17 protein-coding genes and 1 pseudogene are annotated in these 15,136 nt (G+C 68.7%); 14 read left to right on the forward strand and 4 right to left on the reverse strand.

Translation table 11 applies throughout. The features are described from left to right. Nucleotides 1–57 precede the first annotated feature (57 nt). From OG718_RS53075 to OG718_RS53090, 4 genes are read left to right on the forward strand one after another with little or no spacing between them, the layout of a single operon-like run. Entirely contained in the window at nt 58–1,233 is a 1,176-nt protein-coding gene (locus tag OG718_RS53075) for a fatty acid desaturase (RefSeq protein WP_328842822.1), read from the forward strand. Then, nucleotides 1,233–1,397: a rubredoxin gene (locus OG718_RS53080; protein WP_328842821.1), complete on the forward strand. Its 165-nt coding sequence runs from the start codon at nt 1,233–1,235 to the stop codon at nt 1,395–1,397. Before OG718_RS53075 ends, OG718_RS53080 begins: the two co-directional genes overlap by 1 nt. Beyond that, nucleotides 1,394–1,567 (forward strand): rubredoxin, encoded by a 174-nt coding sequence (locus OG718_RS53085; RefSeq protein ID WP_328842820.1) that lies wholly within the window; start codon nt 1,394–1,396, stop codon nt 1,565–1,567. The genes OG718_RS53080 and OG718_RS53085 overlap by 4 nt, the downstream gene beginning before the upstream one ends. Continuing rightward, nucleotides 1,560–2,867, forward strand: a complete 1,308-nt coding sequence (locus tag OG718_RS53090; RefSeq protein ID WP_328842819.1) for an NAD(P)/FAD-dependent oxidoreductase — start codon at nt 1,560–1,562, stop codon at nt 2,865–2,867. Before OG718_RS53085 ends, OG718_RS53090 begins: the two co-directional genes overlap by 8 nt. A gap of 584 nt (nt 2,868–3,451) precedes the next feature. Here OG718_RS53090 and OG718_RS53095 read toward each other — a convergent pair. Together OG718_RS53095 and OG718_RS53100 are read right to left on the reverse strand one after the other, a co-directional pair. Next, nucleotides 3,452–4,072, reverse strand: coding sequence for a hypothetical protein (locus tag OG718_RS53095; RefSeq protein ID WP_328842818.1), 621 nt, complete (start codon nt 4,070–4,072; stop codon nt 3,452–3,454). A gap of 238 nt (nt 4,073–4,310) precedes the next feature. Further along, a complete protein-coding gene (locus tag OG718_RS53100) occupies nt 4,311–5,339 on the reverse strand; it encodes a hypothetical protein (RefSeq protein WP_328842817.1) in 1,029 nt (342 codons plus the stop codon). A gap of 178 nt (nt 5,340–5,517) precedes the next feature. Between OG718_RS53100 and OG718_RS53105 the strand changes: the two genes are divergently transcribed. From OG718_RS53105 to OG718_RS53120, 4 genes are all read left to right on the forward strand, one after another. Continuing rightward, nucleotides 5,518–5,781, forward strand: coding sequence for a helix-turn-helix transcriptional regulator (locus OG718_RS53105; RefSeq protein WP_328842816.1), 264 nt, complete (start codon nt 5,518–5,520; stop codon nt 5,779–5,781). A gap of 168 nt (nt 5,782–5,949) precedes the next feature. Next, entirely contained in the window at nt 5,950–6,798 is an 849-nt protein-coding gene (locus tag OG718_RS53110; protein WP_328842815.1) for a DUF6083 domain-containing protein, read from the forward strand. Continuing rightward, on the forward strand, nt 6,795–7,277 hold the full coding sequence (locus tag OG718_RS53115; RefSeq protein WP_328842814.1) for a hypothetical protein: 483 nt from the start codon (nt 6,795–6,797) through the stop codon (nt 7,275–7,277). Before OG718_RS53110 ends, OG718_RS53115 begins: the two co-directional genes overlap by 4 nt. Further along, nucleotides 7,274–8,803 (forward strand): UvrD-helicase domain-containing protein, encoded by a 1,530-nt coding sequence (locus OG718_RS53120; protein WP_328842813.1) that lies wholly within the window; start codon nt 7,274–7,276, stop codon nt 8,801–8,803. Before OG718_RS53115 ends, OG718_RS53120 begins: the two co-directional genes overlap by 4 nt. Before the next feature lie 257 nt (nt 8,804–9,060). On the opposite strand, the gene OG718_RS53125 is transcribed toward OG718_RS53120, so the two are convergent. Continuing rightward, nucleotides 9,061–9,240, reverse strand: a complete 180-nt coding sequence (locus OG718_RS53125; RefSeq protein ID WP_328842812.1) for a hypothetical protein — start codon at nt 9,238–9,240, stop codon at nt 9,061–9,063. A 577-nt stretch (nt 9,241–9,817) separates the two neighbouring features. On the opposite strand from OG718_RS53125, the gene OG718_RS53130 reads away from it, so the two are divergent. From OG718_RS53130 to OG718_RS53140, 3 genes are read left to right on the forward strand one after another with little or no spacing between them, the layout of a single operon-like run. Beyond that, on the forward strand, nt 9,818–10,366 hold the full coding sequence (locus OG718_RS53130; protein ID WP_328842811.1) for an RNA polymerase sigma factor: 549 nt from the start codon (nt 9,818–9,820) through the stop codon (nt 10,364–10,366). Next, the gene (locus tag OG718_RS53135) at nt 10,363–11,457 is read left to right on the forward strand and encodes a hypothetical protein (RefSeq protein WP_328842810.1); all 1,095 of its coding nucleotides are present in this window, start codon (nt 10,363–10,365) and stop codon (nt 11,455–11,457) included. The genes OG718_RS53130 and OG718_RS53135 overlap by 4 nt, the downstream gene beginning before the upstream one ends. Next, the gene (locus OG718_RS53140) at nt 11,454–11,783 is read left to right on the forward strand and encodes a hypothetical protein (protein ID WP_328842809.1); all 330 of its coding nucleotides are present in this window, start codon (nt 11,454–11,456) and stop codon (nt 11,781–11,783) included. Before OG718_RS53135 ends, OG718_RS53140 begins: the two co-directional genes overlap by 4 nt. A gap of 44 nt (nt 11,784–11,827) precedes the next feature. Here the strand turns inward: OG718_RS53140 and OG718_RS53145 are convergent, their stop codons facing one another. Beyond that, nucleotides 11,828–12,001, reverse strand: coding sequence for a hypothetical protein (locus tag OG718_RS53145; RefSeq protein WP_328848000.1), 174 nt, complete (start codon nt 11,999–12,001; stop codon nt 11,828–11,830). Between OG718_RS53145 and OG718_RS53150 the strand changes: the two are divergent. The 3 genes and pseudogenes from OG718_RS53150 to OG718_RS53160 form a co-directional block, all read left to right on the forward strand. Continuing rightward, nucleotides 11,993–13,271: pseudogene (locus tag OG718_RS53150) on the forward strand (ISL3 family transposase); the annotation flags it as partial. The gene OG718_RS53145 and the pseudogene OG718_RS53150 sit on opposite strands and share 9 nt — an antisense overlap. A gap of 802 nt (nt 13,272–14,073) precedes the next feature. After that, complete coding sequence (locus OG718_RS53155) at nt 14,074–14,580, forward strand: SigE family RNA polymerase sigma factor (protein ID WP_328842808.1); 507 nt, start codon at nt 14,074–14,076, stop codon at nt 14,578–14,580. A 10-nt stretch (nt 14,581–14,590) separates the two neighbouring features. Beyond that, nucleotides 14,591–15,100 (forward strand): hypothetical protein, encoded by a 510-nt coding sequence (locus tag OG718_RS53160; RefSeq protein WP_328842807.1) that lies wholly within the window; start codon nt 14,591–14,593, stop codon nt 15,098–15,100. Nucleotides 15,101–15,136 lie beyond the last annotated feature (36 nt).

The raw sequence follows: 15,136 nt of genomic DNA on the forward strand, positions 1-15,136 counted from the left end.
GGAGCTCTGTCTAGTTTCTGGACAGTTAGTGGTCGAAGTGTCCAATGGAGGTGGGGCATGGCAGGAACCTCGTATCCGCTCGGAGCGCCGGTGTCGCACGTGACGTGGCGAGACGGCAAGCGCTACCTGTGGTTGCTCGGACTGGTGCTGCCCGCCTTCCCGTTCGCTGCGTGGGGGCTGGCAGCGGCCACAGGGAACGGCTACTTCTGGTGGCTTCTGCCGCCGGTCGTCTTCGGCGTGATCCCACTGGTGGACCTCCTGGTCGGCAAGGACTCCGATAATCCGCCCGACAGTGTCCTCACCTGGCTGGAATCGGACCGGTACTACCGCTGGTGCACCTACCTGTTCCTGCCCCTCCAGTACGCCGGGCTGGTGCTGGCCTGCTGGCTGTGGTCCAGCGGCGGCCTGTCGGCCACGGACAAGGCGGGGCTGACCGTCACTGTCGGCATCGTCGCCGGGTTCGGCATCAACACCGCGCACGAACTGGGCCACAAGAAGGACACGCTGGAACGCCTGCTGGCACGGATAGCCCTCGCCCAGACCTGCTACGGGCACTTCTACATCGAGCACAACCGCGGCCACCATGTGCGGGTCGCCACCCCCGAGGACCCCGCGAGCTCCCGCCTGGGCCAGTCCTTCTGGCAATTCCTGCCCCGCTCGGTATTCGGCAGCGCCCGCTCGGGCTGGCACCTGGAAAAGCAGCGGCTCGGCCGGCTGGGCAAAAACCCGTGGAACCCGCACAACGACGTACTCAGCGCATGGGCAATGTCAGCGATCCTCTTCGCCGCGCTCACCGCCGTGTTCGGGCCGGACGTGCTGCCCTACCTGGCGGTCCAGGCGGTCATCGGCTTCTGCCTGTTGGAGGTCGTCAACTACCTCGAGCACTACGGGCTGCTGCGGCAGAAGACCCCCTCGGGCCGCTACGAGCGCTGCACCCCGCAACACAGCTGGAACAGCGACGACATCGCCTCCAACATCTTCCTCTACCACCTGCAGCGGCACAGCGACCACCACGCCAACCCCACCCGCCGCTACCAGGCCCTGCGCCATTTCGAGGAGTCCCCACAACTGCCCACCGGCTACGCGGGAATGATCGTGCTCGCCGTCCTGCCGCCACTGTGGAAGCGCGTGATGGACCCCCGGCTCCTCGCCCACTACGACGGCGACGTCACCCGGGCCAACATCCACCCCCGCACCAGGGGCAAGGTCCTCACCCGCCACGGGAGCTGCTGATGAGGCGCTACCTGTGCCCTGTCTGCGGCTACGTGTACGACGGGCGCGCCGGTGCGCCGCGAGAGGGGTTCCCCGCCGGTACGGCCTGGGCGGACGTGCCCGACAACTGGCCCTGCCCCGACTGCGGGGTCCGTGAGAAGATCGACTTCGAGGAGTTGGCGTGAAGGTCTGGGAATGCCTGGTATGCGGTTTCGTCTACGACGAGGCGCAGGGCTGGCCCGAGGAAGGCATCGCCCCCGGCACCCGCTGGGAGGACATCCCGGACAACTGGTCCTGCCCCGACTGCGGTGCCGCCAAGGCCGACTTCCAGATGGCCGAGGCATCCCGTGCCTGAGACCACACTCCGCACCATCGCCGTGGTCGGCACCGGAGTCGCCGGCGCGACCGCCGCGCTGACCCTGCGCAAGGAGGGCTTCGACGGCCGCATCCTCCTGATCGGTGAGGAACACCACCCCCGTACCGGCGCCCCCCCGCTGTCCAAGGACATCGTCAAGCGGGCCATGACGCCCGAGCGGCTCCGCCTGAAGCCGCCGACGGCCTGGCAGGAACTGGGCATCGAACTACGCACCGGCACGAAGGTCACGGGCATCGCCGACGGCACCCTGGAATGCTCCGACGGAGGCCGACTGCCGTACGACAGACTGCTGCTGGCGACCGGAGGACGCGCCCGCACCCTGCCGTACGCCGCCGGGCATGACCATGTGCACACCCTGCGCGGACTCAGCGACGTGCCCGCTCTCCGCGCCGACCTGGAGTCCGGCGGCCCATTGCTGGTCATCGGCGCCGGACTCGTCGGTCTGGAAGTCGCCGCGAGTGCCCGGTCGGCAGGACTCGACGTCACCGTCCTGGAAGCCGACGCGGAGCCCTTGCGCCGGGTGCTGCCCACCCACCTGCGCCACGCCGTCCTGGAACTGCACCGGGCCCACGGGACGCGCGTGCATACGGATGTCACGCTCATACGACTCACCCGGCGGGACGGCATGCTCGTGGCAACCGCTCGGGACGGAAGAAACTGGCACGCACACACGGTGCTGATCGCCGTCGGCATGCGGCCCGACATCGAACTGGCCGCCCAAGCGGGCCTGGACGTGGGTGACGGCATACTCGTCGACGCCCTGGGCGCGACCAGCGATCCGCGCATCTTCGCGGCAGGGGACGTGGCTCTGTATCCCGACCCGGCCCTTGGACGACGGGCGCGCGTGGAACAGTGGAACCACGCCCAGCAGCAGGCCGCCGCAGCCGCTAGGAACATGCTCGGCGCCGGGACACCCTTCAGCGCCGTGCCCTGGTCATGGACCGACCAGTACGGCGTCATGCTGCAGATCGCCGGCCATTTCACCGACGCCGACTCCCTGACGGTGCAGGGCGACATCGCCGGGTTCGACTTCGCCGCCCTGGCGATCGCGCACGGACTCCCCGTGGGAGCTGTGGCGGCCGGAAGACCCCACGACTTCCGCGCCCTGCGGACGGCCCTCGACCACGTGGACGGCAGCCCGTCCCAAGCCGCCCTACGGACACCGGCGGTCACGCACGCACTTCTCACAGGCGAACAAGCGGCGGGCCACGCTCTTCGGCCTGGGCAAGGAGAGCCAGACGTCCCGGACACCGGCGGATCACACACTGCCGCAGGCTGACGCTCTCGGCCTTGGCGTCCGCTCCCTGCTTCCCGCCTCACCGCGGCCGCCCGCAACATCATTGACACCGCCGGCTGCGCGCTGACGTCTGCGGGCGGCCCTATCCCCATCGCGTCGTGCCAGGGCACGCTGCTGCCGCACCCGTCGTCCTGCGCCCTGCACCGCGACCGCCATCCCACTCACGCACGCGCTCACCCGCCCGAGGCGGACGTACGCCGCACCGTGCGCTGCGCACTGGGCGAACTGACCGTCAGGTGGCCTCACATCGTCAACCACCCCAACCCCTCTGCCCGGGCCTGCCACGCGCCCGCATCCGCATCCGGCGCCCGATCCCGCCGCCGCTCAGCGACTGCCCCGCCCTGCAGTACGGCGCCCTGGCGCTGCACTACCTCCTCGACCACAGAGGAGCACCGCTGCCGCCGCAGTCATGGGACAAGACCCGAGCAGCATCCGCTACTTGGTGTGCTCGGCACCCGCGCAGTCCCGGACCGCAGCTCGCCGCCCGGCCCTTCGCGCGGACTCTCCGACCCGGCGAAACCCAAACCGGGGCCCAGCGGTCGTGCCGTGGGTGCTCCGGAGGCTGTTCAGCTGGCGGCTGTCTCCGGCTGCGGCTGGGCCTCGGTGGACTGCGGGGCGGTGGCGGCGGTGTAGAAGACGGATGAGCCCTGCTTGGTGCGGTGGGCGTGGCTCTTGGCGACCAGCCCTTCGACCGTGGTGCGCACGACGGTGGTCTTGATGGTGCGGTCGGGGTGGGCCTGGGTGAGTGCGGAGGAGATCTCGGCCGCCGAGCGCGGCTCGTTCTGCTGCTTGAGGTGGTTGCGGATCAGCTCGACGAGGGACGGCCTGCCGTCTGCCTTGGACGCCTTTGCCGACGAGACCTTGGCAGCCGTCTTCTTCGACGCTGCTTTGCTCGCACCCGCGGCGGCCGTCTTCTTCGACTTGCTCTGCTTGGGCTCGGCGGCTTGGCGGGGCACGGACGAAGCGGCCTTGGCGGCCGCCTCGGCGGCGGGGCCCACGCTGCCGAGCGCCTGCTGCATGTTCACCAATACGGTGTGGTCATGCTGCAGAGCACGCAGCTGCTCCTGCAGGGCGTCGACTTCCGCGCCGATGCGTTCCTGCTCCTTAGTGTTGCGCTCCAGATCACCCGTGATCTGGGTGACGTACTGCGACGTCAGTTCTGTACCGCTGGCCTGACTTCCAGACATGACATGGGCCCTTTCTGCAGCGCGCAAGCACGGTGGCAAAAGCATCAACCGTATGCGCCAGTGGATGACCGGATGGCCCGCAGGACACCACTGCGGCAGCCTGCAGGAATCTAGAGATAGTACGCACGAGTGGAACCAGATGTTCCTGCTGAGTGATGTGTCACTCTCCGTGAAGGTGAGGCGGCCAGTAGATACGGGTGCACCACGCCAGTAACTGGCAGTTGTGCCGTCAGTGCCGTCACCGTTGAACCGCCGCTCGGCCCACCCCGATCCGAGGTGACGAGTGCCAGGAGATTTCCTCGTCGCTGATGTGCTGCCAGCCAGCCAGAAGACGGGAGCGGACCAATTGGTCGAGGAGGTCCTCGATCTGCTGTGGGGACTGGCCGCACAGCCGGGCAAGGAGGTCGAGTTCCGCGTTCCCGGTGCTGTCACAGGTGTGGGCGGCGAGTGTCAGCGCGGTGAGCTGAACCGAGGGAGCCATCCCGCGCGGCGCGGCCAGGGGAGCGGGGCGCAGGGCCCAGTGGGCCGCGCGAGCACGGGCGCTGCGGCCGGAGGCCTGGTTCTGCATGGCCGCATCGAGCAGACGGACTTCCATGGGGGAGCGCGGCCGAGCAGGGCAGATCAGCCATCCGGCGTGCTCGAGTTCGCTCCACAGTTCGGTACGGCCCCGCAGCCGCATGCCGCGCAGGAAGCCGTTGGGGAGCTGGACATGCCCCTGATGGTCGGCGCGCAGCGCGCACTGCAGGGCCAGCAGGCGGGCGGCGGGGGAGGAGTATCGGGGCAGGGCCACCGCAAGGTAGGTGAGCATTTCCCTCACGCACAGCCGCTCGCCCGGCCCGTGAAGGGGACTGCGGCGCCGGGCTGTCCGACGCGTCGTTTTCGTCGGCGAGGGGCCGGTCAGTGTGTCGGGTACGACGGCGGTGTAACGGGTTGCGGCCGCGCAGGCGGCGCAGGCATCCGCAAGGCGCCACATGCGACCGCTGCGGTCACAGGTCAGGGTCAGCAGTACCGGGCCGGCGCAGCCGCGGCGGCGTGGGTGCCATGAGCAGCCCCGTGCCCGGCACTGGCAGGTCCGCAGATGCCCCGGCAGTGCGTCGTGTTGGGCATGGCGGGCCAGATGGGTCAGCGCGGCCGACCGTGCGGAGGAGGCCGGCAGCCGGTAGCCGTGAAGCGTGCAGTGAGGGCAGCTCAACAGCGGTCCGCCCGGCTGCGGGTGCAGCCGTACGGTCCAGATGCGCGGCACCGTGTCATGCGTGGAGAGCCTCATCCGGCTCGTCGTCCTCCGATCTGGTCCGTGCCGCTGAACTTCCGTGTCCCAGACGTCGGGAAACGGGAGCCAGGCACGCTGCGGTGCTGATCCTGCACCACGGATGTCACCCCTTCCCTAGCAAATAGTGCAGAGGTCTGCACTGACGGGGCAGGGTTCTGCACCGTCGGATGGTGGGGTGACGATCTTGCCGCCCGACCCCGACCTCACCGCGCTGCGCGTGACGCTCGCACGGTTGAGGAATGGGCGCGGATGGAGCTTCGATGAACTCGCCCGTCGTAGCGGCCTGGCCCGGCGCACCCTCATCGATCTCGAGCACGGTCGCACCACTGGCAGCGTCACCACCTGGCACGCCCTCGCCCACGCCTTCGACGTCCCCATCGAACACCTGCTGGGCCCGCTCTGCGACGACCACGCCCCGCCTGGATCCACGGCCTCCTGACCTGGTCGCACCCGGCCTGGCGCGCCGGGTGAATCACCCGAACCGGCGAGCAGGCATAGAACGCGTACTCGCCTACGCAGTCATGCGTTCGGCGCCGCTGGGCTGTCCGTGGGACACCGCCCTCGTCGCCCCCACCGCTGCGGCGTGGCACCTGGCACGGTCCGGGCCATGTGCCCCAACACCGCCTCCACCAGCCGCCACCGGGACAGCAGCCCCCGCACCACGTACCCGCGCCGCCCGCTGCGCGTGGCCGCCGCCAGCCCCAGCCGCCTGCTGCGCGCCGGCCAGAGCAGTCGCTGCCGCCAGTGCGGCCACCGCATCGACCTCTACCAGCGAACCGACCAGCGGCCCATCGCCCTGCACCCCGCCGAACTGGCCAGCGCCGATGTCCCACCGCCGTGCCGCTGGCACCTGAGCAGCGGCATCGCCCACCCCCACGGCGACGGCAGCCCCTGGTGCCGCATCCCGCACGCCGTGCTCTGCCCCAGCCGCACCGCAACCACCCGGACGAGCCCTCACATCGAGGCCATGCGCCGCCAACTCGCCGTCCGCACCCGCCGCCTCATCGACACCGGCGCCATCACCCAGACCCCGCCCACCTCCGGCGAGACTCTCGCGGACAGCCGGGCTGTCGTACAGCTCCTGCTCGGCCGCTACCTCGCCGAGGGCCCCATCGACGGCATCCGCTGCGTCGCCCAGACACGCCAGCGCCGCCGCTGCCCCCACCCCGTCCTCGACCCCCGCACCCCGGCCGGCATCTGGACGCTCCTGCCCGTCGGCCCGCAGCACGGCCAACTCGCCCTGCCCGACGCCCTGATGGCCGTCTACGACCTCAGCCGCCTGCCCTACACAGAGCAGCTGCGCTGGCGCACCCAGCGCTGCCCCGCCCACGCCGCCACCCCCGGAGCCGCCGACCTCACCCTGGCCGGATGGCAGGTCTTCGACCCCCTCCTGCACACGGCACACATCCGCACCTGCCTCCCACACCCCCCGCCAAGCCGCCGCAGGGAGGCGTGACGATGCCGCACCACGCCCTGGAAATCACCCTGACCCGTCCCCTTGCCCCCGCCGAACTCCGCCATGCCGCCCGCGTGCTGCCGCTCGCGGCCGACCACGACACCACCCGCCTCATGGTCCTCGCGCGCGCCAAAACTCCCGGCCGGGCAGCGCACCGCCTGCGTCAACTCCTCGACACGCAGTTGCCCATCGACGTGATCACCACCCACTACCCGGACGCAAGCGGGCAGGTCCTGCTCAACGTCGCCTTCCCGGCTGCCACCCGCACCACCCTGAAGACTGCCGCCGACCACACCGGCCAAAGCCCCGAGCGCTTCGTCCAGCTGGCCCTGCACCGCGCCCTGGCCCAGCACGCCAGCGACGAAGCCGACCGCCTCCACCAGGAGGCGAGGCACCTCCTCACCCACACCACCGCCGCGCACCTCCTGGCGGCCGTCGGACACGCTCTCACCCAGACCCCCGGAGCACCGCAGCCATGAACCCGACCGACGAACAGACCGCCGCGGCCGACGCCTTCCACACCGGCGACCACCTGGCCCTGCAGGCCGGAGCAGGCACCGGAAAGACCACCACCCTGGAACTGCTCGCCCGCACCACCAAGCGTCGCGGCCGCTACCTCGCCTACAACCGGGCCATCGCCCAGGACGCCCGCTCCCGCTTCCCCTCCACCGTCACCTGCAAGACCGCCCACGCCCTGGCCTACGCAGCCACCGGCCACCGCTACACCCAACGTCTGAACGCTCCCCGCCGCCCCGCCTGGCAGACCGGACAAGCCCTCGGCATCACCAAAGCCATCCGCATCGGCGAACGCGACCTGTCACAAAAGACTCTCTCCAACGCCGCCCTGCGCACCGTGGCCCGCTTCTGCCACACCGCCGACCCCGCGATCACCCGCCACCACGTCCCGCACCTGCGCGGCCTCGAAGACTGCAACCTGCACGCCGAACTCGCCGCACACATCGTCCCGTTCGCCCGCAAGGCATGGGCTGACCTGCAGCACCCCGATGACGGCGCAGTCCGCTTCGACCACGACCACTACCTGAAGATCTGGGCCCTCACGAATCCGAAAATCGACACCGACTTCCTGCTCCTGGACGAGGCCCAGGACACCAACCCCGTCGTCGAACAGATTTTCCTCAACCAGCGCGACCATGCCCAGCTGGTGATGGTCGGCGACTCCGCCCAGGCCATCTACCACTGGCGCGGCGCCAAAGACATCATGACCGGCTTCGACGGCACCCAGCTCGCCCTGTCCCAGTCCTTCCGCTTCGGCCCCAGGCTCGCCGACGAGGCCAACCGATGGCTGACCATCGCAGACGCCCCCATCCGCCTCACCGGGACCGAGACCGTGCCCACCGAACTCGGCCCCCTCACCCGGCCCGACGCCGTCCTGTGCCGCACCAATGTCGGCGCCATGGCTCAGGTCATGGACCTGCTGGATACCGGATACCGGGTGGCACTCGTCGGGGGAGGGGACAGCCTGCGCGCCCTGGCCCTGGCCGCCCACGACCTCAAGGAAGGCCGCCGCACCACCCACCCCGAACTGATCCTGTTCCCCTCCTGGGGCGAACTGCAGGACTACGCCACCCACGACCCGGCGGGACGCGACCTGCAGCCGCTGGTCGACCTCGTCGACACCCACGGCACCGACGCCATCCTGGCCGCCGTCGCCCAACTCGCTCCCGAAAACCAGGCAGAGGTGACCGTCTCGACCGCCCACAAAGCCAAAGGCCGAGAATGGGCCCGTGTGAAGATTGCTGACGACTTCACCCCGCCCCCGGACAGCGATCAGCAAGACGATACTGGCCGTGCTCTGCCAGGCCCCATCGACGGTGGTGAAGCCCGCCTCGCCTACGTGGCCGTCACGCGCACACGCAGAGGCCTCGACCTTGGCGGCCTGTCCTGGATTCACAGGCACCCCGACGGCAGAGGCGGACCCCACGCCCCTACGCGGGATCCCGGTCTTCTTGGAGCCGAACCGTCCGAACCAGCTCACGAGGCATAGGACGGCTGTCCGCGCCGCCGCCGTACTCCAAGACGACGGCGTGCGGGTATTGCGGACAGTCGGCACGGCTGCCTCGCCGTTCAAACGGGCTGCCGGTTCGCCACGGCGTGTCGTGGCGTTGTACACCGTGCGCTCACCTGTGCTCTGCCCCGGGGGCTGCAGGAGCCGTTTGGGCTGAGCAGTGTCTGGCTGACCGAGTCCGCGGGGCGCGAGTTGAGAGGGCATCAAATTTGGATAGATAACACCATATGTTTTAGCTATTCCGTTTCGCCTGAAGCCTCAGGCAGGTGTGCTTCCGCAGGCTCGCCGTGGTCGATCTTCATCGACGTGCGCACCGATGAGGGCGCCAGAACTGAGACGGCGCCCGCGACGCTGAGCTCGTTGTGGGTGGTGCTTGTTTCACCAGCGGCGCGGGCCAGAGGAAGATCGACGTTCACGGGCTTCACGGAGACCTTGATCTCCCCTTTGTCCTGGCATCGGACGGCGACGATCAGGGCATCCCCCTTCTCGCGCTCGCCGAACTCGAAGGTGCCGCCACCACAGGTCTCGCCCTGACGGCACGACGAGGGTCCTGGTGTCGTCCAAGTCGGGTGGGGACTTCACTGAGTCCTGTTCAGGGCGGGGAGATGCGTCGGGTGCCGTTGTGCTGGGCGTAGCCGGCTCTGGAGTACTTGCGGCGTCCGTCTCCTCAGAGGTGCAAGCGGCAGCATGGTTGCTGACACAGAAGGCTCAGCCCCACGGAAAGCCGCCGGGACACTACTTGGTTCCTCGTAACGGGGCAGGTTGGTGACCTGCGGGGATCATCTCTGTGGAGCGCTGACCTGGCTCTTTATCGATTGCTTGCGATGGGGTGCGACGGTCTTGGTTGGGTGTCCTGCGGGCTGGTGGAGCCGCTTGTGGGGAGAGGACGCGGGACGAGGTGACAGTTCTGTGGACTGAAGTTCGCGGCGGTGTAATCGGCGGCCCGGTCCGGACACGTACAGGGTGAGAGCCACAGGACGGGGAGGGCGCAGCATGGGGCAAGCAGCGGATGACTGGAACACCTTCGAGGCGATCTACCGGTCCACGTACGTGCCTGTGCTGCGTTTTCTACGACGTCGGGTGGCGTGGGATGACGCGGAGGACGCGGCGGCAGAAGTGTTCGCCACGGCATGGCGTAGGCGGCAGGACCTGAAAGGCGAGCCCCGTCCATGGCTGTACGGAATCGCCCGGCACGTCGCGGCGAACACACTGCGGTCTTCTGGTCGGGCCGCACGACTCAGTGATCGTCTCCGCGATTGCTCGGCGGAGGGAGATATCCGAGCGGCAGAGGACGAAGTCCTGGGCCGCTTGGGAGCGGTCGACGCCTTGGCCCAGCTGTCCCCGGACGATCGTGATGCGCTGATGCTCGTGTCCTGGGACGGGCTGCAGGCGAGCGACGCGGCGAAGGCCATGGGGCGCAGTCGGGGAGCCTTCGCCGTCCAGTTACATCGGGCGAGACGGCGCCTGGAACGAGCCATGACTGAAGAGGGCTTGAACCCGGATGAATTGTCGTCGTTGGCACTTGAGGGGAGAGCGGGATGAAGAGGGAAATCGAACGCGTGCGAAGGCTGCTGCCCAATGCCATCGATCCGGCTGCGGCGTCAGTGCCGCTCGGAGAGTCTGCCCAGCTCTCCGAGCGGGCTGAGCGTGAACTGACGAGCCTCCGCTTGTCGGCAGTCGCAGAGGCAGGGGGAGCGTCCCGCAGCAGGCCCGGCCGCAGGATCGTACTCACCGCTCTGGTGGCCTCGGCAGCGGCAGGCGCGGTGGTCAGCGGAGGCATGCCGTGGCCCGGATCGGAAGGAGAGGCCGTTGCCCACGCGGCAACCCCTCCGGTGCTGTCCCTCACGCCGGTGAAGTCAGCACCGCAGGACTTCCTACAGGACTTCGCGACAAGAGTGGCAAAGCTGCCAGGAGAGCGAGTTCACGGACCGTACGGGTACACCAAGGTCTGGGGGTGGGCACTGAACACCAGTGGTGACGTGCCTGGCGGAGTGGCGAACGCGGCGGTCCCAGAGGAAACGGAGTCCTGGGTCAAGGGCGACGCGTCGGGCCGCAGGCGCATCGTGTACGGGGATCCGATCTTCCCTAACCTCGCGCAGGAGAAGGACGCTCGAGACGCTCAGCTCATCGCCGGAAAGAAAATCGAGGACACCGAATACGGCCGGGGGAAGTTCCCGAGCCCGGAGAGCGACGCCTGGAAGGACGTCGCACCGTTCTCTGCGAGCCCCAAGAAACTGGCGCGGCAGCTTGGTGAGGTGAACTGGGAATCCGGGCTGTTGGTCAAGGGTGTCGAGGACATGCTGCGCTACGCCGGCAGGTCAGGGCCCGTGGCTCCGGCTCTCCGCGCTGCAGCCTTGCAGGTTCTGGCCGAGGCACAGGACGTGAGTGTCGCTACGACGACGACGTGGCAGGGGCAGGAGGTCGTCGCGGTAACCCAAGGGGAAACCTGGAAGGGGAGCACTTCGCGCCAGTCGGTGCTCTTCGACCCGCGTACCGGCGATCTGGTGGGCAGCGAGGATGCCCTGTTCGGGAACGCGCGCGCGTTGAGGATCAAGGTGCCGGCGACGACATCTGTGAGCGAGGTGCTGGCACGGGCCACGGTCGGGGAAATCGGTGAAAGGCCTAAAAAATGACCGAACGGAAGCGGCCGAGGCCCCCATGGGTCAAGACACTCCGGCTACGCGGCCACGATCCCTCCCGGGGCGAGCCGAAACCTGAACTTTTGATGGAGGACGTGAGGCAGGGAGTCTTGGATGGATTGTTCGAGGCGGGCGCCCTGCTTCCAGAGATGCCGCAACTGCGGCAGATGTACGCCCTGAGCCAGGACGGTGTACGGGACGCCATGTTGTGCCTGCGGCGCGAGGGGATTGCGAATCTCCACGATGAGTACGAGGAGACCTACTTCGTCGACGACGACTACGTGCGCAGCGTAAGGGAGACATCTGGTGACGCCGGGTGACGCGCCCGCGCATCGGACACGCCACCCGGCCGGTCAGGATCTGACTAGAGGCGGCACGCCTTGACGAAGGTCGCCTTGTCGTTGTTGATTCCCAGGCTGGAGACCTTGGTCCAGGGGTTCTCCACCCAGAGTTGTCTCACGAGATTGTCGTACACCGTGACCTTCATGCCCCAGTGGTCGATGTTCCGGGTGGTGTTGACCCAGGAACTTGTACGCACACCTTCCGTGAGCAGGTGCCTGGGGTACTGGAGCGATACCAGCGACGTACGGCCCGTCTGACCAGGCAAGTCAAGGCCGTGGTCAAGGAGTTAGCGGGCCGGGCCGGGGCTCGTTTGCTGGCGATACTCGCGGTGGGCATCTCGCGGCACACCGCCCTTCGGACACTGCTGCGTATCCCACTGCCCACCGGCCGAATACCCCGCGTGATCGGCGTCGACGACTTCGCTCTGCGCCGGCGCCACCGCTATGCCACCGTGATCATCGATGCCGAGACCCACGAGCGGATCGACGTGTTGCCCGACCGCACGGCCGACACGCTGGAAGCATGGTTACGCGCTCATCGGGGCGTCGAGGTCGTCTGCCGCGACGGCTCCGCGACTTACGCCGAGGCCATCCGCCGTGCTCTGCCCGACGCGGTGCAGGTTGGTGATCGCTGGCATTTGTGGAAGAACCTGTGCGAAGCCGCGCTGAGCGAGGTCAAGGCGCACAGCACCTGCTGGGCCACCGTCCTGGACGCGCCCCTCTACGACGGCCCCCGTGCACAGACCACCCCTGGAACGCTGGCACCAGATCCACGACCTGCTCGACCAGGGCGTGGGCCTGCTCGAATGCGCCCGCCGTCTGCAACTGGCCCTGAACACCGTCAAACGCTACGCCCGCACCGATCGGCCCGAGCGGATGCTCCGCGTCCCCAAATACCGCGCGAGCCTTGTCGACCCTTACCACGAACACCTGCGCAAACGCCGGGCCGAAGACCCCGCCGTCCCGGTCAAGCACCTCTTCGAAGAGATCAAATCCCTCGGCTTCACCGGATGCCTCAACCTCTTGCACAAGTACATCAACCAAGGCCGCGCGGACGCCGACCGCAGCCACATCTCCCCTCGCAGACTCGCCCGCATGCTCCTCACCATGCCCGACAACCTCAAGGCCGAACATCAGCACCTACTGGACCGGCTCATCGCGGCCTGCCCCGAGATGACCCAACTCGCCGTCTACGTCCGGGACTTCGCCCAGCTCCTGAAGCCTCACCCAGACAATGCCGACGCGCTCGAACTCTGGATCACCCAAGTCCGCACTGCCGATCTGCCGCACCTGCATGCCTTCACCCGAGGGCTGGAGCGAGACCTCGACGCCGTGATCGCCGCGTTCACACTCCGCTACAGCAACGGCCCCACCGAGGGCGTCAACACCAAGACCAAGCGCATCGCCCGCCAGATGCACGGACGAGCAGGCTTCACCCTCCTCCGCCACCGCATCCTGCTCGGATAGCACCACCCTCCGTCACCACCGAATGTGAGACAGGGCCGTTAAATTGACACACCCGTGCGTCGAAGGGAGCGAGCTGTTCCATCAGCCGGGTGGGCAGCTGGATACGGCGGGCGAAGTCCTTCGGTCCAGCGAATTGGTTTTACAACGCGCAGGGTGACGACCATGCGGGCGTTGTCCTTGTTCAGTCCGGTATGAGGGCGGGCGCTGACGTGCCGTGAATTATTCCCATGGTCTGCGCACGCCGAACGGCTAGCGTCGGCGGCTGTCAGCCAAGCCGCTGCATGCGCCCGAGCGATGAGGACCGAAATGCCGCACCTGATCGCCGATGCCACGTGGGCACCCCCTGCGCATGGACGCCAGCAAACATCTGGTCGCGCCGTTCAAGGGGTTGCCGTCCGCGACCCCGGCCCGCCGCTGCAAGGCGGTCTGTGAGCCCCGCCAAGGAGCTGCCTGTCGCAGGGACGGGAAGCTGTCTTTTGCCCGCGAACACATGCCGTGCTTTGTCGGCGCTGACTCCGTGATGCGAGTGGCGGCGATGAGTGCCCACGTGGCATCGGCGATCAGCTGTGCTTGTTTCCCTTCCGGCGCCAGGCGGGGACATTCGGGCGCCGCTCCTTCAGGGGGCGATGCGCCGCTGTGTCCCACGCGACGCCCTGACCGACTGAATACAAGGAATACGCACCGTCCATCACACCCGGACACGGCCAGGGTGACTCAGGTCACAGGGTGGCGGTGCATCGCAGCGGGGGAGCCAGCGACTTTCCGTGGATATAGGGGGCTGGCCGGAACGGGGACGGTGTAGATGGAGCAGAGCCGAGCCGAGGGGTTCGACGGGTTCGTGGCAGCCCGTTGGCCGGCGTTGCTGCACCTCGCGCGCCTGCTCGTCGGCGGCGACCGGCACCGTGCCGAGGATCTGCTTCAGGAGGCCCTGGTCAAGCTCTGGTTCGCCTGGCCCAGGGTCGCCGAGGAGGCGCCGGAAGCGTACGTACGCAAGGTGCTGGCCCGTGCGGCGGCGCGCTCGGCGCGGCGCCGCTGGTGGGGTGAGCGCCCGGTCGAGCAGCTGCCCGAGCGGGCAGAGGCGGGTGATGTGTCCGCCGCGGTGGCGGAGCGCTCGCGGCTGGAAGCCGCGCTGGGCCAACTGCCGCCCCGGCAGCGGGCCGCGGTCGTACTGCGCTACTACCAGGACCTGCCCGAGAGCCAGGTGGCGCAGGTGCTGGGGTGCCCGGTGGGTACCGCCCGGTCCCATGCGTCGCGTGGCGTGGCGCGGCTGCGTCGGATCCTGGCCGATGTCATCGAGCCGGTGGGGTGAAGGGGAGTTGATGGATCACTTCGAGCTGGAGCTGTCGCGGATGATGCGCGACACCCAGGAACCCGCCCCCTTCGAGGCGCAGCACCGGGCACGCCTGCGGGCCGGTGTGCGGGCCCGCAGGCGTGCCCGCACGCTGCAAAAGGCCGTCGGGTCGGTCCTGGCCGTTGCCGGACTCGGCATCGGCTTGCTCCTGCTACCCCACAACCCCGGCGAGAACCGGCCGCAGGCGCCCCTTCCGCAGCCCGCAACCAGTCCGGTACCCCCGAGTACTACCCCATCGCCGGCAGTAACCGGCACATCCCCGAGCGAGACCTCCACCGCGGTTCCCGCCAACGGGCTCACGACGGCGCCCGCGGCACCGGCCACGACCGAGAGCTCGGTCACGGTGTCCTCGAATCCGCCCCCGTCCGAGACGAACACCTCGCCGCCCTCCAGCTCGGGAACGCCGAGCGCGACGGCTCGGACAACTCCGACGACGCCGGACTCGTCGTCACCGTCAGAGCCGGAGGAACCCGGATAGCGGCGCCCACACCGCCTCCCCCCATCCGCAACTGCT

Source organism: Streptomyces sp. NBC_00258, assembly GCF_036182465.1.
Classification (GTDB): Bacteria; Actinomycetota; Actinomycetes; order Streptomycetales; family Streptomycetaceae; genus Streptomyces.